This window comes from Streptococcus oralis, from assembly GCF_026782345.1.
GTDB lineage: Bacteria > Bacillota > Bacilli > Lactobacillales > Streptococcaceae > Streptococcus > Streptococcus oralis_CK.
Genome location: NZ_JAKUWI010000001.1, coordinates 80,017 through 101,949, shown reverse-complemented (window position 1 = coordinate 101,949; position 21,933 = coordinate 80,017). Strand labels below are relative to the sequence as shown.

18 protein-coding genes are annotated in these 21,933 nt (G+C 43.2%); all 18 read right to left on the bottom strand.

Going from position 1 to position 21,933, the window contains the following annotated elements:
* Nucleotides 1–86 precede the first annotated feature (86 nt).
* On the bottom strand, nt 87–785 hold the full coding sequence (locus tag MK405_RS00570; protein WP_061417201.1) for an N-acetylmannosamine-6-phosphate 2-epimerase: 699 nt from the start codon (nt 783–785) through the stop codon (nt 87–89).
* A gap of 233 nt (nt 786–1,018) precedes the next feature.
* Entirely contained in the window at nt 1,019–4,411 is a 3,393-nt protein-coding gene (locus tag MK405_RS00565; RefSeq protein WP_268704014.1) for an SIALI-17 repeat-containing surface protein, read from the bottom strand.
* Nucleotides 4,412–4,748: 337 nt separating this feature from the next.
* A complete protein-coding gene (locus tag MK405_RS00560; protein WP_268704013.1) occupies nt 4,749–5,729 on the bottom strand; it encodes an acetylxylan esterase in 981 nt (326 codons plus the stop codon).
* A gap of 158 nt (nt 5,730–5,887) precedes the next feature.
* Entirely contained in the window at nt 5,888–6,370 is a 483-nt protein-coding gene (locus MK405_RS00555) for an acyl-CoA thioesterase (protein WP_000894824.1), read from the bottom strand.
* 310 nt (nt 6,371–6,680) lie between these two features.
* Complete coding sequence (recG, locus tag MK405_RS00550) at nt 6,681–8,696, bottom strand: ATP-dependent DNA helicase RecG (protein ID WP_268704012.1); 2,016 nt, start codon at nt 8,694–8,696, stop codon at nt 6,681–6,683.
* A gap of 17 nt (nt 8,697–8,713) precedes the next feature.
* A complete protein-coding gene (gene alr, locus MK405_RS00545) occupies nt 8,714–9,817 on the bottom strand; it encodes an alanine racemase (RefSeq protein ID WP_247925267.1) in 1,104 nt (367 codons plus the stop codon).
* On the bottom strand, nt 9,807–10,169 hold the full coding sequence (acpS, locus tag MK405_RS00540) for a holo-ACP synthase (protein ID WP_084853461.1): 363 nt from the start codon (nt 10,167–10,169) through the stop codon (nt 9,807–9,809). The genes alr and acpS overlap by 11 nt, the downstream gene beginning before the upstream one ends.
* 44 nt (nt 10,170–10,213) lie before the next feature.
* Nucleotides 10,214–11,245, bottom strand: coding sequence for a 3-deoxy-7-phosphoheptulonate synthase (locus MK405_RS00535; protein WP_268704011.1), 1,032 nt, complete (start codon nt 11,243–11,245; stop codon nt 10,214–10,216).
* 1 nt (nt 11,246) lies between these two features.
* Nucleotides 11,247–12,278, bottom strand: a complete 1,032-nt coding sequence (locus MK405_RS00530; RefSeq protein ID WP_061598126.1) for a 3-deoxy-7-phosphoheptulonate synthase — start codon at nt 12,276–12,278, stop codon at nt 11,247–11,249.
* A gap of 79 nt (nt 12,279–12,357) precedes the next feature.
* Nucleotides 12,358–14,871 carry a preprotein translocase subunit SecA gene (gene secA / locus MK405_RS00525; RefSeq protein ID WP_084868021.1) on the bottom strand — a complete coding sequence of 838 codons (2,514 nt, stop codon included), beginning with the start codon at nt 14,869–14,871 and terminating at the stop codon, nt 12,358–12,360.
* 142 nt (nt 14,872–15,013) lie between these two features.
* Nucleotides 15,014–15,304: a hypothetical protein gene (locus MK405_RS00520; RefSeq protein WP_000415957.1), complete on the bottom strand. Its 291-nt coding sequence runs from the start codon at nt 15,302–15,304 to the stop codon at nt 15,014–15,016.
* Between the two features lie 132 nt (nt 15,305–15,436).
* Nucleotides 15,437–16,033, bottom strand: a complete 597-nt coding sequence (locus tag MK405_RS00515; protein WP_000812473.1) for a LemA family protein — start codon at nt 16,031–16,033, stop codon at nt 15,437–15,439.
* Nucleotides 16,034–16,193: 160 nt separating this feature from the next.
* The gene (locus tag MK405_RS00510; protein ID WP_268704010.1) at nt 16,194–17,045 is read right to left on the bottom strand and encodes a TPM domain-containing protein; all 852 of its coding nucleotides are present in this window, start codon (nt 17,043–17,045) and stop codon (nt 16,194–16,196) included.
* 228 nt (nt 17,046–17,273) lie between these two features.
* Entirely contained in the window at nt 17,274–18,584 is a 1,311-nt protein-coding gene (der, locus tag MK405_RS00505) for a ribosome biogenesis GTPase Der (protein WP_268704009.1), read from the bottom strand.
* 13 nt (nt 18,585–18,597) lie between these two features.
* Complete coding sequence (locus MK405_RS00500) at nt 18,598–19,311, bottom strand: NADPH-dependent oxidoreductase (RefSeq protein WP_268704008.1); 714 nt, start codon at nt 19,309–19,311, stop codon at nt 18,598–18,600.
* Entirely contained in the window at nt 19,308–20,204 is an 897-nt protein-coding gene (gene dnaI, locus MK405_RS00495) for a primosomal protein DnaI (RefSeq protein WP_268704007.1), read from the bottom strand. The genes MK405_RS00500 and dnaI overlap by 4 nt, the downstream gene beginning before the upstream one ends.
* Nucleotides 20,205–21,368: a DnaD domain protein gene (locus MK405_RS00490; RefSeq protein WP_084948983.1), complete on the bottom strand. Its 1,164-nt coding sequence runs from the start codon at nt 21,366–21,368 to the stop codon at nt 20,205–20,207.
* Complete coding sequence (gene nrdR / locus MK405_RS00485) at nt 21,369–21,842, bottom strand: transcriptional regulator NrdR (protein ID WP_001203678.1); 474 nt, start codon at nt 21,840–21,842, stop codon at nt 21,369–21,371.
* Nucleotides 21,843–21,933: the final 91 nt, after the last annotated feature.

Below are 21,933 nucleotides of genomic sequence, written 5' to 3'. Positions count from 1 at the left end.
CATATTGGATAATGAGCAAGTTTATATTTGTATACGTTTTCATTTTATCCGACGCATCGACCACTCTCCTCTGTTTTGAGATTGTGTTATTTAAGACCGGCAACAAAGCGTTCCGTAATCTCTTTTGGTCTAGTAATCGCTCCACCAACAACGATACCTCGCACTCCATATTCAAGGATTTGCTTGGCTTGTTCTGGTGTGTGAATCTTCCCTTCAGCGATGACATCCACACCTGCTTCACACAGTTTTTTGATCAGTTCAAAGTCTGGACCATCTACTTTCGGACTATAAGAGGTATAACCTGATAGGGTTGTTCCAACAAAATCAACACCTGCTTCAACCGCTGCTATTCCCTCTTCAAAGGTACTGGTATCAGCCATTAAGAGTTGATGTGGATACTTTTCTTTGACTTGTCGGATAAAGTCTTGGATTTCCAAACCGTCGTAACGTTCACGTTTGGTACAATCCAGAGCAATGACCTCGATGTCGAGTTCAGCCAGTTCATCCACTTCTTTCATCGTAGCTGTAATGAAAGGCTCCTGTGGCGGATAGTCACGTTTGATAATCCCGATAATCGGGAGTTTCGTAACCTCCTTAATCTCCTTGATATCGCGAACACTGTTTGCTCGGATACCGACTGCTCCACCTTGCTCAGCCGCTTTGACTAGCAAGGGAATGACTCCTCCCGCTTCTGTATAAAGCGGTTCGTGAGGAAGTGCCTGGCAAGAGACAATGATTCCATCTTTGATTTGTTCAATCAAGGCTTCTTTGCTGATCTGTGGCATCCTCTTTCCTCCCTTTCTTGTTCTTATGGGCTTATTATATATTATTCGTTAAGCGCTTTCAATAGCTTGTAGTAGAATAGATTTCAGTTTCAAAAGTATTTTATAGAACAGCCGTTCCTGAAAGTAGTTTCAGGCCTCTTATGATTTCGAATCAACCTGAATGTCATCAAAAAAGATAGCAGGCTTGAAAACCTGCTATCTCTTCCGAGACCTACTCAAATAGCTTTTGCTTATTATTCTTTTCTCTTCTTTCCAAATGCAAAAAGTGATAAGAGGACGCCCGCAAGGCCAAGGGAAATTAGTGAGCTTGTTTCCTTGCTTCCCGTATTTGGAAGTTCATCTTGTTTAGCTGCTGGCGCTTGATAGGTCACATCTTGGCCTAGAGACAGTTTGTTGTCTGCAGCTGCTAATACTAGATTGGTGTCTCCCTTGTACTCTGGCACTTCATGGACTGCTGCCTCAGCGCCATTGACTCCACCCTTATACTCTGGCAGGTCATTTGAAGCTGCCAAGACAAAGTTAGCACCTCCGCTATATTCTGAAATCTCGTTTGAGGCTGCTTGAACTGCATTCACTCCTCCTTTAAACTCAGGAATCTCATGGACTGCTGCCTCAACTGCATTGACACCACCTGTGAATTCTGGTTTTTCTACCGTTGGAGCCGGTTCTTCACCTACCGTTGCCAATGGACCGGTGTACTCTGGTACCTCTGCTACAGCCGCTTCTTCTGCATTGACACCACCTGTGAATTCCGGTTTTTCTACTGTTGGAGCTGGTTCTTCACCTGCTGTTGCCAATGGTCCAGTGTACTCTGGTACCTCTGCCACAGCGGCTTCTTCTGCATTTACACCTCCCGTGAACTCTGGAACTTCATGGATAGCAGCTTCACTGCCATTAATACCATCGCTTAGTTTAGAGCCAGCTAAAGAAACTGGTAAATTGTGCATGCTTTCAATTGCACCCTCTGCAAGACCTGTAATCCTTTGTCCCATATCCTCTGGATCTATTGTGAATAGGAGAGTTTTTGTATCGTACTGGGTCATAAAGGTTGCTGTCTTGCCATTTGCCAATTGAAGGGTCGGAGCCTTGTTTACCAATACTTCCGAATCGAACTCCATAGCAATGATACCTGGCCATTTTTGGATAGCATATTTCACTTTTGCTTCTTTAGGAGAAATTCTTTCCTTGGTCAAGAAATCCCAGTTGAATTTCTTGAAGGAAAGTGTGTATGGAACACCTCCAGGAGCATGGTGTTCGTATAAAAGTCCAAATTCATCTGGCCCGATTTGTTGGAGTGAGTTATAAGCATACTCACCTTCTTGAATCAAATGGTGGTGCAACCAAGTTAGCTGACCATCTTCTTCTACACGAGCCACTCGAATATAACCATTTTTACGACCAGGACCATTTGCATTTGCCAAGAGAATATACTCTTTGCCATTTTGAACCGTGTGAGTCGCAGCCATTTGAACATAAACGTCTGGCACATCGTAGCGTTCAACGTTATTGTCCCAAGTTAGACCACCATCATGACTGGTTGCAACCTGTAGATCTTCTGTCAACCCACGCATAAAGAGTTTGAGGTCCCCATTGTTTAACTGAACAACTGAAGCTTCCGTATTTTGAGCATAATAATTACTCATGGTACTTGAATCGACTACTGTACCATCATAAAGTGTACGATTGTCGTTGACACCACCACCCATATGCCAAGTCTTACCATGGTCGTCTGAGTAGATGATTCGAGATGATTGAGAACCATTGAGGTGGTTAGCCCGGTTGGTCGTATAGACAGGAACGACGATTCGACCTTTATGTGGTCCAGTACGAAGGGTAATCCCCACTCCAGGACCTACTCCTAGGAATTTCATCCAATCGGCTTTGACCATCGGAGTAATATCTTGAGGCGCTGACCAGGTCTTCCCGTCGTCATCGCTGTAAGACATCCATAGGTAGCTATCCTTGGCAATTCTAAATGGAGAAGTTTTGTTTGTTGTGAAGTAGATATTGCCCAGTAGCTGGTCACCCTTGTATAGATCACCCTTGTCGCTATAGGCCGGTTTAACAGGTTCTACAACAACACGGTAGTCTGTTGCTTTACCATCTGGAGTGTAAACTGTACCATTTTCTCGAATAGTATAAGCTTCCTGTTCACCTTCTCGATAGAGGAGTTGATAGGTTTTACCATTGATTTCTTTGTAGGCTTCTTCTTTTTGCGAAGACATTCCAAAGATTCCTTTTCCTTCTGGGAACATGTCATAAATGGCAAAGATGCGTTTGGTTTCAGGATCTTGAGTCAGGGTCATATCGATATTCACTGGTGAACCGATTGATGGGTCAGAAGCTTTTGGATTGTCACGTAAGTTGGTAATGGTTACTCGGTCACCCCAAGTTTTACCATTATCTTCACTACGTCTGATGACCATACCGATATCTCCCCAGTCACTCGAATGGAGACGGCGTTCATCTGCACCAGCGATTAAAGTTCCTTTATCTGTCTTGAGCAGAGCTGGAATACGATAACTCTTGATTCCGTCTTTATTTGGTTGATTGTTCCTACCACCTTCAAAGACGTCTTCTTTCTCAGTAACTTTTGCTCCCTCAGGAAGTTTCTGTTCCAATTCACCTCTTTCAAATAATTGACTCCGTGTTTGAACTTCATCTGGGCTTAAAGCACGATCGTAAACAGTTAGGTTTCGAACTTGTAGGTTTGATGCCCAAACTGTTTTATTGCCCCGTTTGGTTGCTCCAAGTTGAGCTTGATTAACATCTGGCATATCTTTGATGAAGTTACCAGATTTGAGACTTGTTCGAGATAAGACACCGTTCACATAGAGACGAACTCGACCATGAGGTAACTCTGCTGTCGGTTGTTCGACAGTAAAGGTCACTGAATTCCATTGTCCAGGGCGAACTTTCAATGGAGCATCTGTATACTTATCGTAGAACTGCTCCCCGTTAGCGCCACGCCCTTCAATAAGAGCTGTATTATCAAGGACAGACATAGTAAAGTACTCATTTTCCTTGGTGTCACTGGATACAGAGAAGAGATTATAAAAGCGTGGAGCTGATGCATCTGGTTTGAACTCCATGTGAACTGTAGCATTTTTTAGTTGCTTTAGTTTATTTAGTTCACTTGATAAATCAACTCTCTGACCATTTGCTGCATTGGTTTCAACATCTTCTTTTTCAAGGACAGGATTAGCATTTTTTAAATCTCTTGAGTAATAGTCACGAGGAATAGCACCCTGATCCTCTGATTCCTCTTCCTTATTTGCTTCTTCTGCAGGGGTTTCGGTAGAGGATGGGGTTTCTGATTCTGCACTCTCATTTTTTTTCAAGTGATCTTGGTCCACCTCAACGCCGTTGTCTTGAGCTGCTGCCAATTTACCAGCCAAATCCTTATCCAAATGAGCAAGATCTCCCGAGGACGCTTCTTTTGGCAATTCTGATAAACCTTGACCAGGTTTGACAGTTTCTGTATTGGCCCCTGCTGCATTGGCTTGCTCTTGAGCTAAGACTGGATTTGCTCCAAATACCACTGTAACAATCACTACCGATGCTGCACCAACTGCAAATTTTCGAATTCCGTATCGCTGTTTCCGATCTAAAGATTTGTAATTCATGTTTGTCCTTTCACTTTTCATAAAATAAAGCGCTTTCTTTTTCTTTAAAAATTTTTATTGTCTCTCAAGAGACAAGTTTTTACAAGAAAGTATCCAACTTAATGAGAGCTCCCAATCCTCTCCCATTTTCTGCTGAGCTCGAGTTTTTAATCACCCAGCAGCCTTTTTCCTCCTTTCACAAGTGACTTTTCCTTTATTATACAATAAAGTCTTATATTTATATCTGTGTTCCCACAGAATAGATTTTACTTTTAAGGATATTTTAATATTTTAATTTTTCTAAAAGTACTTTCAGGTTTTGGACATAAAAAAGAGAGCTCCTGGGCTCTCTCATTCATTATCTTACGTACTTAAAAGGAATCTCGCTGCCACAGAGCCAGTTATAAACTTGGTCATTGACAAAAACATTCATGGCTTCGTGAGCATACTCTGGCATGATACGATAGGCCTTGTCACAGGTCAGACGGTTGTATGTCGCAAACTGAGTAATAGGATAGCAAACATCGTCATCCAAGCCCGTAATCATCTTGACCTCACCTTGAATGCGATGGGCAAGATTTTTCACATCGATATAGGCAAGGGTCGCCATGATTTCCTCTTCTGTTTCATGGAAGGGATCGTGGAACTTGAAATATCGGAAAAGTTCATCATAGGCCTCGCTGGTATTGCCAATCTCGAGCACCCGTCTAAAGTCTGACAAGAAAGGATAGATGGCAACTGTTTTCTGAATCCGAGGATTAAGCGCTGCTGCAACCAGAGCTAAGGCCCCTCCTTGTGACGCACCATAGCTGGAAAGCCGATTCTCATCTACCTGAGGCAGACTAGCAATAATTTCGATCAACTGATAAATATCCAGATAGACATCCTTATAAAAGAGATGATCCCGACCTTCCACAGCACCACGAATGATATGCCCCTTAACGGTATTCCCTAGAGGAGAACGCAAGCCATCTTGCGAATAACCTGACTGGCCCCGGACATCCATGGAAACAACACCGTAACCAGACACAGTATAGGCTAGCATGTCAGCCCAATCCCAACCACGGCCCATATAGCCATGGAAATGGAAAATTAACGGAACTTTCTCCTCACTCTTTGGCAGGACGACGCGTGCGTAGACCTTGCCTTCATTGCTTCCTTCAAAGGTTAGCTCATAGCACTTGACTTGAGGAATATGGAAATCTCTTTCCTCCAACTGGTAGGCTGGAAGAGATGAAACTTTTTTGACCTCTTTATCCCAAAAAGCATCAAAGTCTTCTGGAACCTCATCCCTTCCTTTATAAGTCTTGATTTCTTCTAACAAAGCTGGATTTTTCATAGCATGCTCCTTTTGATTTGTAATCGCTATCATAACTCTAGCATATCTAGGAAAGCAATGCAAGAAAGAATGCTAAATAGAAAGTGATTTTAGATTCTCTTTCCTCAAACCTATCGCCTGAAAGTAGTTTTAAAATCTTAAACTTCTAATCTTCCGTTTTACATATGATCCTTCACAGCAACTGCTACCATTTTGGCTTTGGCACGGACTTTAGTAGCCACTGTCATCTCCATAGCAATAATTGCTTTTCTTTCCCCTAATTCCTCCAGAGTAGAAGTGACCACAATTTCATCTTCAATTGGACTAGGACTAAGGTAATCAATCTCCAAGCGAGCTGTAATAAAACGTCCTATCACAGTTGATTCCGTCAGTTCCAACCCTTTTTGATGATGGGCAAACCAAGCTGCTGAGGCCGTGCCATGGCAATCAAAAATAGTCGCTATCATTCCTCCAAAGACATTTGATGGAACTCCACCAGTATAAGCATTTTCAAGCTTTATCCGACTAATACAACTCTTTCCATCTATACTTGGATAGGTTTTTAAATGTAAGCCTAAATCATTCTTGGGACCACATCCCCAACAATGCTGAAATCGTTCTCCATACCTATCTTGGATAGCAATCGTTCTTGTTTCTAACATTCTTTTCACTCCTCTTTACTCATATGGGGCAATTATATCAAGCTTCAGTCAAAGAGTAAATAGGCTTGGAGACTAATATATTTTTATCACTCGACTAAGTTTGATTTATAGTCGACTATTTTATAAAAATAAAAAGAGCGTTTCCGCTCTTTTTGTATCAATAGGTGCTAGCTCCTTTCTCAAGTTTGAAAGTCTGATATTTCTTTTGGTAGGTTACTTTAATAGTCATGTGAGAGTCCTCGTTTCTTTTTGATGACTCTAGTATAAGACCCAAACCTAAAAGCTAGCTTATAGATTTCTTAGAAAAGGCTTAATCCAGATGTTCTCTCTTCTCTAAGTGGAGAGCAATCATGCGCCACTCCGGATCCTCTTTCCAACCTTCTATCGAACTAATGTAGCTGGCAACCTTCCTGGCTTCTTCCAAAATCGGGAAATCTTCGATAATATCAGCCACTTGAAACTCTGGAAGTCCTGACTGTCTGGTTCCAAAAATCTCACCAGCACCACGCATTTTCAAATCTTCCTCCGCAAGGACAAATCCATTGGTCGTTTCTGTCATGATGCGCATGCGGTCCTTCCCAGAATCAGTTTTTGGATTGGCCACTAGAACTGCGTAGGACTGCTTGTCCCCACGACCAACACGACCTCTGAGCTGATGGAGCTGACTAAGTCCGAAACGGTCAGCATCCATGATAATCATGACGGTCGCATTTGGAACATTGACCCCAACTTCGATAACCGTTGTAGAGACTAGGATATCTATCTTTCTCTCTTTGAAATCCTGCATAATCTGGTCTTTTTCATCACTCTTCATCTTCCCATGTAGTAGAGCAACCTCTGCCTTGCCAGGAAAATGAGCTGTCAACTCTTCTGATAAGGCAATGGCATTTTTCAGATCCAGAGCTTCAGATTCTTCAATCAAGGGAGAGATGACATAGGCTTGCGAACCTTTTTGGATTTCCCCCTCTAACCAAGTCAAGACCTGAGGCAGCTGCTCATGCTTAATCCAGCGCGTCACAATGGGCTTCCGCCCTGCTGGCATCTGGTCGATAATGGAAACATCCATATCGCCAAAGGCTGTGATAGCCAGCGTCCGTGGAATGGGCGTCGCCGTCATCATGAGAACGTCAGGATTATCTCCTTTTTCTCGTAAAATACGCCTTTGGCCCACACCAAAACGGTGCTGCTCATCGATGATAATCAAACCAAGACGAGCATACTGCACCCCATCCTGTATCAGAGCGTGAGTTCCGATAATAAAGTCAGCCTCACCCTTGGCAATGGTCTCTAAAACTTCTCTTTTTTCTGCAGCTTTTAAGGAACCTGTCAAGAGAGCCAGTTTCAAGTCTGGAAAAAGGTTCTGTAAACTCTCAAAGTGTTGCTCTGCTAGGATTTCTGTCGGCACCATGAGAGCCGCCTGGTAGCCAGCCGTCACCGCTGCAAACATGGCCAAGCCAGCAACCACCGTTTTTCCGCTCCCCACATCTCCTTGCAGGAGACGATTCATGTGGTGGTCGGACTGCATGTCGGCCAAAATTTCCTGCAAACTCTTTTCCTGAGCTTGGGTTAGGGCAAAAGGCAGATTTTCTTTAACGGCTGTCACTTTTTCCTGGGACCAATTCAGAACCAGACCGCTTCCCTGAACTCTATTTTCAGACTTGAGTGACTGCAACTGCATTTGGAAGTAAAAAAGTTCCTCAAATTTGATCCGACGAAGGGCCTGCTTGTATTCTGCTAAATCCTTAGGAAAATGCATGGCACGAACGGCCTGACAACGGGACATGAGTTTGTATTTATCAAGTAAAGGCTGGGGAAGATTTTCCTCTATCAAGAGGTCCAACCCCTGATCAAAGGCTGTCTTGATGACCTTGACCAGACTGGCCTGACTGATTCCTTGAGCCAGACGATAGACAGGTTGGAGGTCATCCTCAACCTGAGCCAGGACCTTCATCCCAGTCAGACTGGCCTTGGCACGGTCCCATTTCCCAAAGACAGCAAGAGTTGCACCCAACTCTATCTTATCAGCCAGATAGGGTTGGTTAAAGAAATTCACCGCAAAAACAACTTCTCCCTGCTTGAGACTAAAACGCAAGCGATTACGCTTGAAACCATAATACTGGACACTAGCAGGAGTCACGACTTGACCAGACAGAACTGCCTTTTCCCCATCTTCCAGATCTAGGACCTGCTTGGTCTTGAAATCTTCATAACGGAAAGGAAAGTAGAGCAAGAGGTCTTGCAAGTTTTCAATTCCTAGTTTGGCGTATTTCTCTGCTGACTTTGGCCCCACACCAGGCAAGACATGCAAGGGTTGATGTAGGTTCATGCTCCACTCCTTTCTTTTTAATAATATTCTCTAGGAATGCGGTCACTGAGGAGACAAACCACCTCATAGTTAATGGTTCCACGGTAGGTCGCTACCTGAGTTGCTGTGATTTCCTGGTCACCATTGCTACCGATCAGGGTTACTTTTGTTCCGAGCGGATAAATCTTAGGCAGACGAATGGTGATTTGGTCCATAGATACTCGTCCGACAATTGGGCAAGCTTGTCCATCTACCAAGACAGTGAAATTTTGCATATCTCGTGTCCAACCATCCGCATAGCCGATTGGCACGGTCGCGATGACTTGCTCGCTATCCGCCTGATAGGTGGCTCCATAGCCCATGCAAGCTCCAGCTGGAACTGTCTTGACATGAACCAGAGCAGACTCCAAGGTCAAGGCTGGAGTCAAGTCATAAGGCAAGTTCAGAACCTCTCCACTTGGATTGAGACCATACATGGAATCTCCCATACGAACTGCATTGAAAATAGTCTCTGCATGCCAGAGGGTCGTTGCTGAGTTGCTGGCATGAACCAGCTCTGGAACTTCCTTCATACTTGCCAAAATAGCTTTAAAGCATTCTAACTGCTGATTAAAGTAGGTATCTGATTCCTCATCTGCAGTCGCAAAGTGGGTAAAAATTCCTTCAACGCGAGCACCATGTTGCTTGAGCAAGTCTTGAGCCAGATCAGCTTCACTGGCCTCTCTAAAACCAATTCGTCCCATTCCTGAATCAATCTTGAGATGGACAGTCAAGTCAGTTAAATCTGCTTTCTTGTCTAACAGCGCTTGAATCCACTCCAATCCTGCCACTGTCAAGGTGATGTCGTATTCTTTAGCTAGAGCAACAGCTTCTATTTCAGAAACTCCTAAAATGAGGATTTTCTTGTTTATACCTGCTTGACGCAACTCGATAGCTTCATCGATATTGGAAACGCAAAATCCATCAACAACATCCTGGATCTCCGTTGCAACAGCTACCGCCCCATGTCCATAAGCATTAGCCTTGACTACTGCAAATTTGAGCGTACCATTAGGGATATGACTTCCCATTTGTTGTATATTTTGTCGAATGGCTCCCAGATATATCAGAGCCTTGGTTGGTCTATGTGGACTAGCTTTCATGATTTTCCTCCAAAATGACACTGGCTGTCACAAACTGATCTGTATGGCTGATCGACAGCCAAATCTTTCCTGAAAATGGCGACTGACTAAAATAAGGAGCCCCTCGTTCATTGTTCAAAACTTCCAAATCCTGAAAGGTCAGTTTTCCAATACCAGTTCCCATAGCCTTGGAAAAGGCCTCCTTAGCCGACCAGCGACCAGCCAAGTATTCGATTTGTCTGCGCCCTTTGAGACTGGTAAAGCGCTCCATTTCTTTAGCAGTCAGCACGCGCTTGGCAAAGCCCTCACGTCGTGTAACTGCATTTTCTATCGAAGCCAATTCTTCGATGTCAATTCCGTGTCCAACTATCATACTCACAAAAGGAGCTGAGATTCCCCCAACTCCATCCTTTTCACTTATTTTGTTAAGGTAGTATAAATTTCTTCTACCAAGGCTACTGTATTTTCCCAACCTAGACAAGGGTCAGTTATAGAGCAACCGAAGACCTCTGGTTGATTTTGGCGACCATCAGCTAGGTAAGATTCGATCATAAAGCCTCGAACCGTCTTTTTAATCTTTTCATTCCAGTCACGATTCAGCAAGGCTTGACGAACAATGCGAATTTGTTCCATATACTGCTTGCCTGAATTATCATGATTGGTATCGATGATAATGAAGGGATTTTCAAGCCCCATAGTCTCATAGCGATTGATGGCATTTAAGAGGGTTTCATAGTAGAAGTTGGGTTCATTTTTACCATATTCGTTCATGGCGCCACGAAGGATAACGTGGGCCAAGGGATTTCCTGAAGTTTCCACTTCTTGACCGTGGTAAAGGAAGGTTTGCTTGTTTTGAGCTGCATAGATAGCATTAAACATGACCCCAAGGTTCCCAGATGTCGGATTTTTCATCCCAACCGGAGCATCAATCCCAGAGGCTACAAAGCGGTGTTCCTGGTCTTCCACCGAACGAGCCCCTACAGCATGGTAGCTGACCAGGTCATCAACCAAAACGAGGTTTGACGGATAGAGCATCTCATCAGCTGTTGTCAAGCCAGTTTCGGTAATCACACGGTAGTGGAGCTGACGAACAGCCTGCAAACCATTGATGAGACTAGGCGCTTCGCTGGTATTTGGTTGATGAATCATGCCCTTATAGCCATCTCCATTAGTACGAGGTTTAGCCGTATAGACACGCATCACGATAAAGATTTTATCCGCAACTTTTTTCTGCAAGTCTGCTAAGCGATGAGCATATTCGAGCACTGCTTCTTCATTGTCAGAAGAGCAAGGTCCCATCACCAAAAAGATTCGGTCGTCCTCACCAGAGATGATGGCTGCCAACTCTCTATCACGGGCTTCTTTTTTTCGCAAGGCTTCAGGTGACAGCTGGGTCGCAGCCTTGATTGCTTCAATATCAATTTCTTGACCTTTTTCGATAAATGCCATCTTACTCTCCTAGCGTTTGGTAAATTTCTCGAACAAGTGCTTCTGTGTTGTCCCATCCGAGACACGGATCTGTAATGGACTTACCAAAAACTTCTGGCTCATTTTGACGTCCATCTTCTAGATAGGACTCAATCATAAAACCACGAACATATTTCTTGATTTTCTCATTCCAGTCACGGTTAATCAAGGTCTGACGAACGATACGGATTTGCTCCATGTACTGCTTGCCTGAATTGTCATGATTGGTATCGATGATGATAAAGGGATTTTCCAAGCCCATCTTTTCATACTGGGCAATGGTATCTATCAAATTGTCATAGTAGTAGTTGGGAATATTCTTGCCATATTCATTCAAGGCACCACGAAGAATGGCATGGGACAATGGATTCCCAGTCGTTTCCACCTCTTTACCAAGGAAGAGGAAACTCTGCTTATTTTGCGCTGCGTAAATCCCGTTAAACATAACATTGAGATTTCCAGATGTTGGATTTTTAAATCCTGTTGAAAAATCTGCTCCGCTCGCTACAAAACGGTGCTGTTGATCCTCTACAGAACGAGCTCCAACAGCCATATAAGAAATCAAATCATCCACCAGCGGAAGATTTTCAGGATAAAGCATCTCATCCGCTGTTGTCATGCCAGTCTCAGAAATAACGCGGTAATGTAAATGACGAACAGCCTTGATTCCATTGATCAAGCTAGGTGCTTCTTTAGCATTTGGTTGATGAATCAAGCCCTTATAGCCATCTCCATTGGTACGAGGTTTAGCCGTATAGACTCGCATGACCATAAAAATGCGGTCTTTGACCTCTTCTTGCAAAGCAGATAGACGCTTGGCATACTCGAGAACCGCCTCTTCATTATCAGATGAACATGGTCCAATCACCAAGAGAATACGCTGGTCTTCCCCACGGATGATGGCTTCCAATTCCTGATCACGTTGATTTTTTCTCGCAAGAGCCGCTCCCTCTAATTTAGACAAGGCGCGAACTTCTTCAATGTTAATTTTAGGACTTTTAGCTGTAAATACCATGATTCATCTCCTTATAAAGCAAACGGACACCAAGCAAAAAATGACTTTTACCAGGTATCCGCCTGTATCTTATCTCGTATTATTGTCTCTTACCATGACAGTTCTTGAATTTCTTACCAGATCCACATGGGCATTGATCATTTCGTCCGACTTGGCTCAAGTCCACATCTTTTGGAAGCTGAGTCTGCTGCGCTGCGATATTACGAGTCGCAGTTGTACTGATATTGTGTTCAGTTTGAGGACGTTCCTGTTCGTGGATTTGTGCTTTCATCATCAAGCGAGTTACATCGAATTCAATTGATCCAATCATGTCATTAAACATGCGGAAACCTTCTGCTTGATATTCTACAACAGGGTTGTTTTGGGCATATCCACGAAGACCAACAGCATTTCGCAACTGATCAAGAGCATCGATATGGTCTGTCCACTTGTTGTCTACAACACGTAGGATCAAGACCTTCTGGAACTCTTTCACTGCTTCTTCATCACGAAGTTTGGCAACTTGGCTATCATAAACTTTCAAGGCACGTTGGAAAAGCTCATCTTTGATAGCTTGGTCTGACAAACCTGCAAGGTCTGAACGGCTGATTGAATCTTCTGGAAGCAAGTTATACTTAGCAAAGTTCAGGATTGCTTCCAGTTTTTCATCTTCTTTCGAACGAGCATGTGCATCTACGATTCGGCCAATGGTACGACGAATCATAGCATGGATTTCAGGTGCCAAGTCACGATCTGCAGTAATGACATCATAACGTTGTGCATAGATGATTTCACGTTGTTCACGCATAACGTCATCGTATTGGAGGACTTGTTTACGAGTATCGTAGTTGTTCCCTTCGACACGTTTTTGAGCTGCTTCAACTTGACGCGTTAACATGCGAGATTCGATGGCTTCATCAGACATGTTAAGACGTTCAAAGACACCTTTCAAACGTTCTGAACCAAAACGTTTCATCAAATCATCTTCAAGAGACAAGTAGAATTGTGACTCACCTGGGTCTCCTTGACGCCCTGAACGTCCACGAAGCTGATTATCAATACGGCGACTTTCATGGCGTTCTGTACCAATGACACAAAGTCCACCAAGTTCACGAACCCCTTCACCAAGCTTGATGTCGGTACCACGGCCGGCCATGTTGGTTGCGATAGTAACTGCACCACGCTGACCAGCGTTCATGATGATTTGCGCTTCTCTATAGTGGTTCTTCGCATTCAAGACTTCGTGAGGAACACCTGCCTCTACCAGTTTTTTAGAAAGAAAGTCACTCGTTTCAACTGCAACTGTACCTACCAAGACCGGCTGACCTTTTTGGTGACGAGCTTTTACATCTTCAACTACAGCCTTAAACTTCGCATCAAGACTGGCATAGAGAAGGTCTGAGTGGTCGATACGTTGGATTGGACGGTTGGTTGGGATTGGGATAACACGAATATTGTAGATTTCTCGGAATTCTTCTTCTTCTGTTTTACCAGTACCCGTCATACCTGCCAATTTCTTATACATACGGAAGAGGTTTTGGTAGGTGATAGAAGCTGAAGTCTTGGTCTCATCTTGGATTGGCACACCTTCTTTTGCTTCAATTGCTTGATGCAAGCCGTCAGAGTAACGACGACCTTCCATGGTACGACCTGTAAATTGGTCGACGATTAAGATTTCTTGCTCTTCACTAACCACATAATCGATATCGAGAATCATGATATAGTTGGCACGGAGGGCATTGTCGATAAAGTGGGTAAGAGCCACATTTTCGACATCATAGAGATTCTCCAGTTTGAAATAGCTCTCAGCCTTGTCAATCCCAGAATCAGACAAACCAATCGTCTTAGACTGAATGTCAATAATATAGTCATCCTTGTCCAAAGACTTCACAAAGTGATCCGCCATGTGGTAGAGTTGGCTAGTCTCAACTGCATTGGCACCTGAAACGATCAAAGGAGTACGGGCTTCGTCGATCAAGATTGAGTCAACCTCATCGACCAAGGCATAGTTAAGCGGACGCTGTACCATGTTTTCTGCACGAACGACCATATTGTCACGAAGGTAGTCAAAACCAATCTCTGAGTTGGTTGAATAGGTAATATCACAGAGGTACGCTTCTTTTTTCTCCATTGGAGATTTGGCTGCCAAGTTGATCCCTACTGACAGACCAAGCCATGAGTACAATTCACCCATCTCAGTCGCGTCACGTTCTGTCAGGTATTCGTTGACAGTAACTACGTGAACCCCTTTACCTGCAAGGGCATTGAGGTACACTGGCATGGTCGCCGTCAAGGTTTTCCCTTCACCAGTACGCATCTCTGGAACGTCACCATGGTGAAGAACAATCCCACCCATGACCTGAACTTTATAAGGGAAAAGTCCAAGGACACGTTTTGCAGCTTCACGGACTACCGCAAAAGCCTCATATAACAGCGAATCAAGTGATTCCCCCTTATTGTAGCGTTCTTTAAATTCGTCAGTTTTTGCTTTTAGTTCTTCGTCCGACATTGCGGCCATTTGGCTCTCATAGTTAAGAACCTTATCAGCCATCTTTTCTAGACGACGAAGTTCTCCTTTATCATTTTCGATAATTGTTTTTAAAATATTAGCCATGATTTTCCTTACTTTAGATTCTGAATATTTTAGAATGTTCTTTTAATTTTAGCATATTTACCATTATTTTTCAAGAAAGAATCCTTGTTTTACAAGGGGAAAAAAGGACTAGAAGCTAGTCTAGTCCTTCATTTTTTAATGTTTAATTTCCCAAGAATATAGGCAATATCCCAAAATACCAAAAGAGATTGATCCAGAAGGCCAAGCAAAAGATAATTCCAAAGATGAGAAGACTGATTTTTTTAATCAGCACCGAGTATAGGATAGATAAAACGCCAAAAACCACAAAGAGTTTTTTCATAACAAAATAATATACTGAAACTCCTCCTATTTGCCAATCCCAAGGAAGGAAAAACATGAGGAACCAGAGAAGGCAAATCGTAAGAATATATCTCTTGTAGTGCGCTTCAAGAAAGGCTTTTGTTTTCTCCATAGCAAATCTCCATTTGAGTCACTGTCTCTTCCCTTTTATTATACCAAAAAAACCTGGAAAAAGCTTTCCAGGTTCGGGTTTAAAATCACTAGTCATACTAGAGAAATTCCTTTGTTCATAGGCTGATTCACTTTATTGACTGGATGAAGATGTTCCAAAATCGACCTTAGGAACTGTCTTGGCTTCTTCTGTTTCTTTAAAGGTTTCAGCTTCTTTAAAGTTCATCATATTTGCAAAAAGCACGGTTGGAAAACTTCTCAACTTTTGATTGTACTCGGCTGCGACTTTATTATAATCCTTGCGTGCTACAAAGATTCGATTTTCACTGCCTGAAAGTTCGACCATTAGTTGCTCAACATTTTGATTGCTCTTGAGTTCTGGATAATTCTCCGTCAAGGAAATCAAGCGGGAAAGAGCAGAGCTCAATTCTCCCTGAGCCTTTTGGTTTTCTTCCGATGTCACTGAGCTACTACCGATTTTAGCTCTAGCATCCGCAATCTTGGTAAAGACTTCGGTTTCATGATTCATTTGTCCTTTAACGGACTCCACCAAGTTACCAATCAAGTCCGAACGACGTTGGAGGGCTGTCGAGACATCGGCCTGAGCCTGCTCCACCTTAGTCTGTTCACCAACCAGACCATTATAGGTCGTCACTGCGGAACAACTTCCCAGAACTAGTAGTCCAAAGAAGATCGCTACTATTGAGAGAATTACTTTATTTTGTTTCATATCAAAACCTTAACACTTTCTTTTATCAACTTTTCTGAGAAAATACTCAGATTATAAATCAATTTCCCAAACTTTATTTTTATTTTTAATTAAGGAGTGAACTGTTGCAAAGGAGTCACCTTACTGCATGGAGAAATTGGTTTGAGCAATATATGATCACTCACCAGTCATCAGACGAACCACCGCCATCAAAGCCACCGCCGTCCCAGCCACCAGATGAGTCGGAGCCTGAGTCAGACCAAGAGGATCCTGAATCTGATGAGTCACCGCCCCACCAGCCACTGCCAGAATCATCTCCACGTGAACCGCCACCACGACCACCAAATAGAAATCCGATAATCATCACGATGAAGTAAATGAGAACTCCAAATCCGATAACTCCGTCGCTCGAACTGCTTTTTCGGTTCCGTTTTGAAGATCGACTCTCAGCTGTATACTTTTCAATTTCTCTTAGACGACTAGAATTAGTAGCATAGTCGTAACTACTTCTAGAACTTGAAGAAGTCGTACTCGATCCACTATAAAACATGTAGTTGAGATTGTTTGCTATAGAAAGAACTCCATTGCTGTAGTCTCCCTTTTGAAAGTAAGGTCGTGCTGTTGTCAAGAACCTGTGAGTCTGATAGTCAGTGATCTTACTGGCCACATTATTACTGGTTTCAATCCGTGATTTTCTATCTTGGACCGCTACCACAATCAAGACACCGTGATTATCTCCCGAGTAGCCAATCTTCCAAGCCCTAGCTGTTTCATTGGCTACAGTCTCGATTGTTTCTCCATCTAGGCTTTTCACAACGTAAACACCCATCTGGAATTTTTCTGATTTTTTACTATTTGCATTATTCAATTCCCGAATCTGACTTATAGTCTCATCCGTTAGATAGTGATCCGGGTCATAGATCCCGTACTCAGGTTTTTCAGGTGCTGTGAATGCTGACAAGAAGAGAAAGGCCATCAGCAACCCAAGCAAGCGAACCAACAAACTATGTTTAAATAATCTGCTTCTTTTCATAATAACCTCCCTGATAAAGGAAAATTGATTTAAGGAATTATAGCATTTTGATTTTTACAAAGAAAGTGCATTTTCATTACAAATAGATTACAAAAGCTAGGAAAATGATTGAAATTTGATGACAGATTCTCCTCCAATTTGATAGGTTCTTTTCTCCCCTTTTAGTATAGAAAAAAGAAGACTATGAAGTCTTCTTTTAGTTTATTTTTGTAGAAAAACAAGCAAGGTTTATTTCCGTTTTCTCGCGATCAAGTGAATCGGTGTTCCCTCAAAGACGAAGGCCTTGCGGATTTGATTTTCCAAGAAACGCAGGTAAGAGAAGTGCATGAGTTCTTCTTCATTGACAAAGATGACAAAGGTTGGTGGCTTGGTTGCCACTTGGGTTGCGTAGAAAATCTTGAGGCGTTTTCCTTTGTCTGTCGGTGTTGGATTGATAGCAATGGCATCCATAATCACATCGTTCAAGACTGCTGATGGAATCCGGGTGTTTTGACTCTCGCTAATTTGCTTGATCATCTCAGGCAATTTATGAAGACGTTGCTTGGTAAGAGCGGATACAAAGACAATCGGTGCATAAGGCAGATATTGGAACTGCTCACGGATATCTTCTTCCCATTTTTTCATGGTGCGGTTGTCTTTCTCAAGAGTATCCCACTTGTTGACCACGATAATCATCCCTTTACCGGCTTCGTGGGCAAAACCAGCGATACGCTTATCATACTCACGAATACCTTCCTCGGCATTGAGGACCATCAAGACTACGTCAGAACGGTCAATAGCACGCATGGCACGCATGACAGAGTATTTCTCCGTATTTTCGTAGACTTTACCAGACTTGCGCATACCAGCTGTATCAATCATGGTAAATTCTTGTCCATCCGTATCTGTAAAGTGGGTATCAATGGCATCACGCGTTGTTCCAGCTACTGGGCTGGCAATCACACGGTCTTCTCCCAAAATAGCGTTGATTAAACTTGACTTTCCAACGTTAGGACGGCCAATCAAGCTGAATTTGATCACGTCTGGATTTTCTTCTTCAACTTCATTTGGTAGATTTTCCACGATGGCATCGAGCACATCCCCTGTCCCGATACCGTGGACAGACGAGATTGGCAGAGGTTCACCCAAGCCCAGAGCATAGAAATCATAGATATCATTTCGCATCTCAGGATTATCAACCTTGTTAACCGCAAGGATAACAGGTTTATGGGTTTTATAGAGTTTACGGGCTACGTACTCATCTGCATCCGTGATTCCTTCTTTCCCAGACACCACAAAGACGATGACATCAGCTTCTTCCATAGCGATTTCTGCTTGGTGCTTGATTTGCTCCATGAAGGGAGCATCGACATCGTCAATCCCTCCAGTATCAATCATACTAAAGGAACGATTGAGCCACTCACCCGTTGCATAGATACGGTCACGTGTCACACCCTCGACATCTTCTACGATTGAAATTCGCTCACCAGCGATCCGATTAAATAGGGTCGATTTTCCAACATTGGGACGTCCCACAATGGCAATAGTTGGTAAGGCCATGTTTTCTCACTTTCTACAATAACTTTTTCTGTTCTAGATTCTTCCGAGTTGAACTTGGTTCGGCTTGACCAAACTGCTCTGCCAAACGCTGACTCCAAGAGGTCGTCGCACGCGCACCAGCATAGTCTGCCTGAACTTTGTCATAGTCCAAAATCGCTGCTACTGGCTGTTCTTGGTATTCTTCTTCAAAAACCACTTGGTTCAAAGGCAGTCTTGGTTTGACCTCTTGTTGTTGATTTGGCACGCCAAGGGCAATCCCAAAAACAGGGTAGGTATAGTCAGGTAGGTTAAAAAGCGCTGCCACTTCTTCTGACTTGTAGCGGACCAAACCGATGATAACACCACCATATCCCAGACTCTCAGCCGCAAGCAAGGTATTTTGCCCAGCAAGCGCCGCGTCTACAGACGTGATAAGGAGACCTTCTACCCCTTGAGGTTGGAAACTGTCCGTGTGAAGGTTTGCTCCCTTTTCCGCTCGGTTCAAGTCACCAACAAAGAGCAAAATGGCAGCTGACTGGCGAATGGCTTCCTGGGGAACTAATTCATAAAGAGCATCTTTCTTCTCTTGACTGCGCACAAGAATCACAGAGTAGGATTGGAAATTTTTCCAAGATGACGCCATTTGCCCAGCAGTCAAAATCTCTTCCAAGTCTGCCTGAGGAATCTCTTGCTCCTTAAAGCGACGAACTGAAGTATGAGCTTTCATCAGTTTAATGGTTTCTGTCATCGGCGATTTTCTCCTTCTAGTCTTGTCTCCTCAGCCAAATAACGGATTCGTTCCATGACCCGTCTAGCTTCCCAAGTCTCGTCATTTCCATTCTTTCCTTTGGCAAAATGTTTTTCTAAATCTTGGAAATTAAAGTTTGAAGTAAAGAAGGTCGGCAAATCTTCCTGCATGCGATACTGAAGAATGACTTGGAGAATCTCATCACGTACCCAAGGAGTCGACTGCTCTGCACCAATATCATCCAATACTAAGACCTCTGCTAACTTGATGTCATCCACCAAGGTCTTCACAGATCCTTCACCGATGGCATTTTTCACATCAATAACAAAACTTGGATAATGGAGAATAGTCGTTGATGCCCCACGTTTTTCAGATAGGTCGTGAGCTAAGGCTGCCATCATGAAACTCTTACCAACACCAAAATCTCCGTAAAGATAGAGGCCTTTTCGAATGCTTGGGTAAAGGTCAACAAAGGAATAGAGTCTCTCAAAAATCGGCAAGCGCCCTAGATCATCCAGGTCAATCTGAGCCAATTTCGCTTTCTTGAGACTTGCTGGTAGATTGATCAACTTGAGACGATTCTTAATCGCAGCCTCTTTTTCTGCCACGATTAGTTCTGGTGTTTCTTCATAAGACACATCCGCATAGCCCTGATTCATAACCAAGATAGGCTTGTAGCCACGCGCTATATAGTCCGCATCCCCACGAAGAAACTTGTCCCGTTCTGTGATATATTGGTTGAACTTGGAGATGCTGCGATTTAACTCCTCTTGGCTGAGGGATTCTTTCTGGATAAAAGCCGCTACATCGGGATCCTTCATGATCTGCTGGACTAGGTCCTGATACTGAAAACGACTTGTCTGACGTTTGATAACGTCACCCACACTTTCCATCTAGTCTCCTCCTTCTTCTAATCGGGCTAACATTTCTTGTTTTTTACGTTCTAGTTCCAGACGAGTCTCCTCGCTGGTTTGATTTTTATATTCTGGATTACTCCACTTAGGAACATTTGTCTTAGTCGAGCTAGTTTTCGATTTCTGGTCTTCTTGCCCTTTTTGCTGACGCTCTCGAATCCGAAGCACAGCTTCTTCTGCTGTCCGAATTTTTTGATAAGCATAGTCATTGGCGACCTTCATGGCATATTTCTCATTGACATTTGCCGAATCAACCTTGTTAAAGGTTAGAAGCAAGATGATATTGATGACTTCATCCAACAAGCCTAAAGACGCCATCTGGTGAAGGAGTTCTCGCTCACTCTGGGTGATATTCCCCTTACGAGTCTGCTTGATTTCCGCTAAAAAATGCAAGGGAGTTTTATTTTTGGCTTCCCTGATAATGGTCATTTCTTTGGGGCTAAAGTCAGAAGATGCTGGTTTTTGTGCTATCTTTTCACGCATGCGTTTGACTGAAATAACCTGAGCCACCGCTGTCGCCTTGGCTAATTGATAGGTTTCAAACCAGGTCCACTTTTTTTCATCTGCGATGGCAAACAATTCCAAAACATCCGTTTGCTCGTCTTCAAAACGCAAGCCATCTCGAGCCATCAGGCGCTGGAAATGTTCCAAGTCAAAATCATTTTTTAACTTGCTTTTAGACTCACTTGGTGTCACTTCTTCAGTCAGGGTTGGAAAGACTTGGCTCAAAGAAACAGAGAGTGCTTCTCCCTCACTTGGAGCCTGCTTCATAGCAGAAACAGCTGTATCCCCAATCTTTTTCTCTAATAATCTGCTATAGACAGAATGACTTAGAAATTCTTGACTGGAGAGGGGAGAATGAAGTTGCAATTCATAAGTTTCCCCCTTCTGATAAAGGGTCAACAAATCCAAAGCAGATAAGATTTTAAAAGACTGGAGGAGCGTATTCATCCCGAAATTCAAATGATTAAGAATATTGGCAAAAAGGTGTTCCTTTTGCCCACCATCCCAAAAGGTAATGGTATATAGATAGAGGCTCAGTGCCTCCTGACCGATAATCGGGAGGTAGCACTGCACCAGAGAAGAGGTATCTTGCGACACCCGATTATTCTTTAGAAAAGAAAAACGGTCATTTGGCTTCATCTATTTTTCCTTTTTCTTTTTTGAGGACTGGGTGATCTGCTGGAGCAGACTCTCCAACTCACTCACATCCTTAAAGCTACGATAAACACTGGCAAAACGAACATAGGTAATCTCATCCAGTTCTGCCAATTCCTCCATGACTAAAGAGCCAATATATTCACTTTGGATCTCATTCTCACTACGACTACGGAGTTTTTGCTCAATACGATTGACCACCATGTTGATTTCATCACTTGACACAGGACGCTTCTGGGCTGAGCGGATAATCCCATTAAAGATTTTATCTCTCGAAAATTGTTCTCGCGTACCGTCTTTTTTGACGACAACCAACGTTCTTTCTTCTACTCGTTCATAGGTTGTAAAACGATGCTGGCACTCGTCGCACTCACGTCTTCGACGGATGGTGTTTCCTTCTTCGGCTTGTCGACTATCAACAACACTAGACTTGGTAGCCCCACATTTTGGACAACGCATGCATTTCCCTCCTTGTCGTTTTCTTTTCATTATACCATTTTTTGAGCAATTCCCAAAACAATTCTTATTTTTACTTGACAAGTTTTTTGTT

Coding starts and splice junctions, on each gene's coding strand:
- MK405_RS00570 (WP_061417201.1), bottom strand. CDS start 785: ATGCCACAGATCAGCAAAGAAGCCTTGATTGAACAAATCAAAGATGGA.
- MK405_RS00565 (WP_268704014.1), bottom strand. CDS start 4,411: ATGAATTACAAATCTTTAGATCGGAAACAGCGATACGGAATTCGAAAA.
- MK405_RS00560 (WP_268704013.1), bottom strand. CDS start 5,729: ATGAAAAATCCAGCTTTGTTAGAAGAAATCAAGACTTATAAAGGAAGG.
- MK405_RS00555 (WP_000894824.1), bottom strand. CDS start 6,370: ATGTTAGAAACAAGAACGATTGCTATCCAAGATAGGTATGGAGAACGA.
- recG (WP_268704012.1), bottom strand. CDS start 8,696: ATGAACCTACATCAACCCTTGCATGTCTTGCCTGGTGTGGGGCCAAAG.
- alr (WP_247925267.1), bottom strand. CDS start 9,817: ATGAAAGCTAGTCCACATAGACCAACCAAGGCTCTGATATATCTGGGA.
- acpS (WP_084853461.1), bottom strand. CDS start 10,169: ATGATAGTTGGACACGGAATTGACATCGAAGAATTGGCTTCGATAGAA.
- MK405_RS00535 (WP_268704011.1), bottom strand. CDS start 11,245: ATGGCATTTATCGAAAAAGGTCAAGAAATTGATATTGAAGCAATCAAG.
- MK405_RS00530 (WP_061598126.1), bottom strand. CDS start 12,278: ATGGTATTTACAGCTAAAAGTCCTAAAATTAACATTGAAGAAGTTCGC.
- secA (WP_084868021.1), bottom strand. CDS start 14,871: ATGGCTAATATTTTAAAAACAATTATCGAAAATGATAAAGGAGAACTT.
- MK405_RS00520 (WP_000415957.1), bottom strand. CDS start 15,304: ATGGAGAAAACAAAAGCCTTTCTTGAAGCGCACTACAAGAGATATATT.
- MK405_RS00515 (WP_000812473.1), bottom strand. CDS start 16,033: ATGAAACAAAATAAAGTAATTCTCTCAATAGTAGCGATCTTCTTTGGA.
- MK405_RS00510 (WP_268704010.1), bottom strand. CDS start 17,045: ATGAAAAGAAGCAGATTATTTAAACATAGTTTGTTGGTTCGCTTGCTT.
- der (WP_268704009.1), bottom strand. CDS start 18,584: ATGGCCTTACCAACTATTGCCATTGTGGGACGTCCCAATGTTGGAAAA.
- MK405_RS00500 (WP_268704008.1), bottom strand. CDS start 19,311: ATGACAGAAACCATTAAACTGATGAAAGCTCATACTTCAGTTCGTCGC.
- dnaI (WP_268704007.1), bottom strand. CDS start 20,204: ATGGAAAGTGTGGGTGACGTTATCAAACGTCAGACAAGTCGTTTTCAG.
- MK405_RS00490 (WP_084948983.1), bottom strand. CDS start 21,368: ATGAAGCCAAATGACCGTTTTTCTTTTCTAAAGAATAATCGGGTGTCG.
- nrdR (WP_001203678.1), bottom strand. CDS start 21,842: ATGCGTTGTCCAAAATGTGGGGCTACCAAGTCTAGTGTTGTTGATAGT.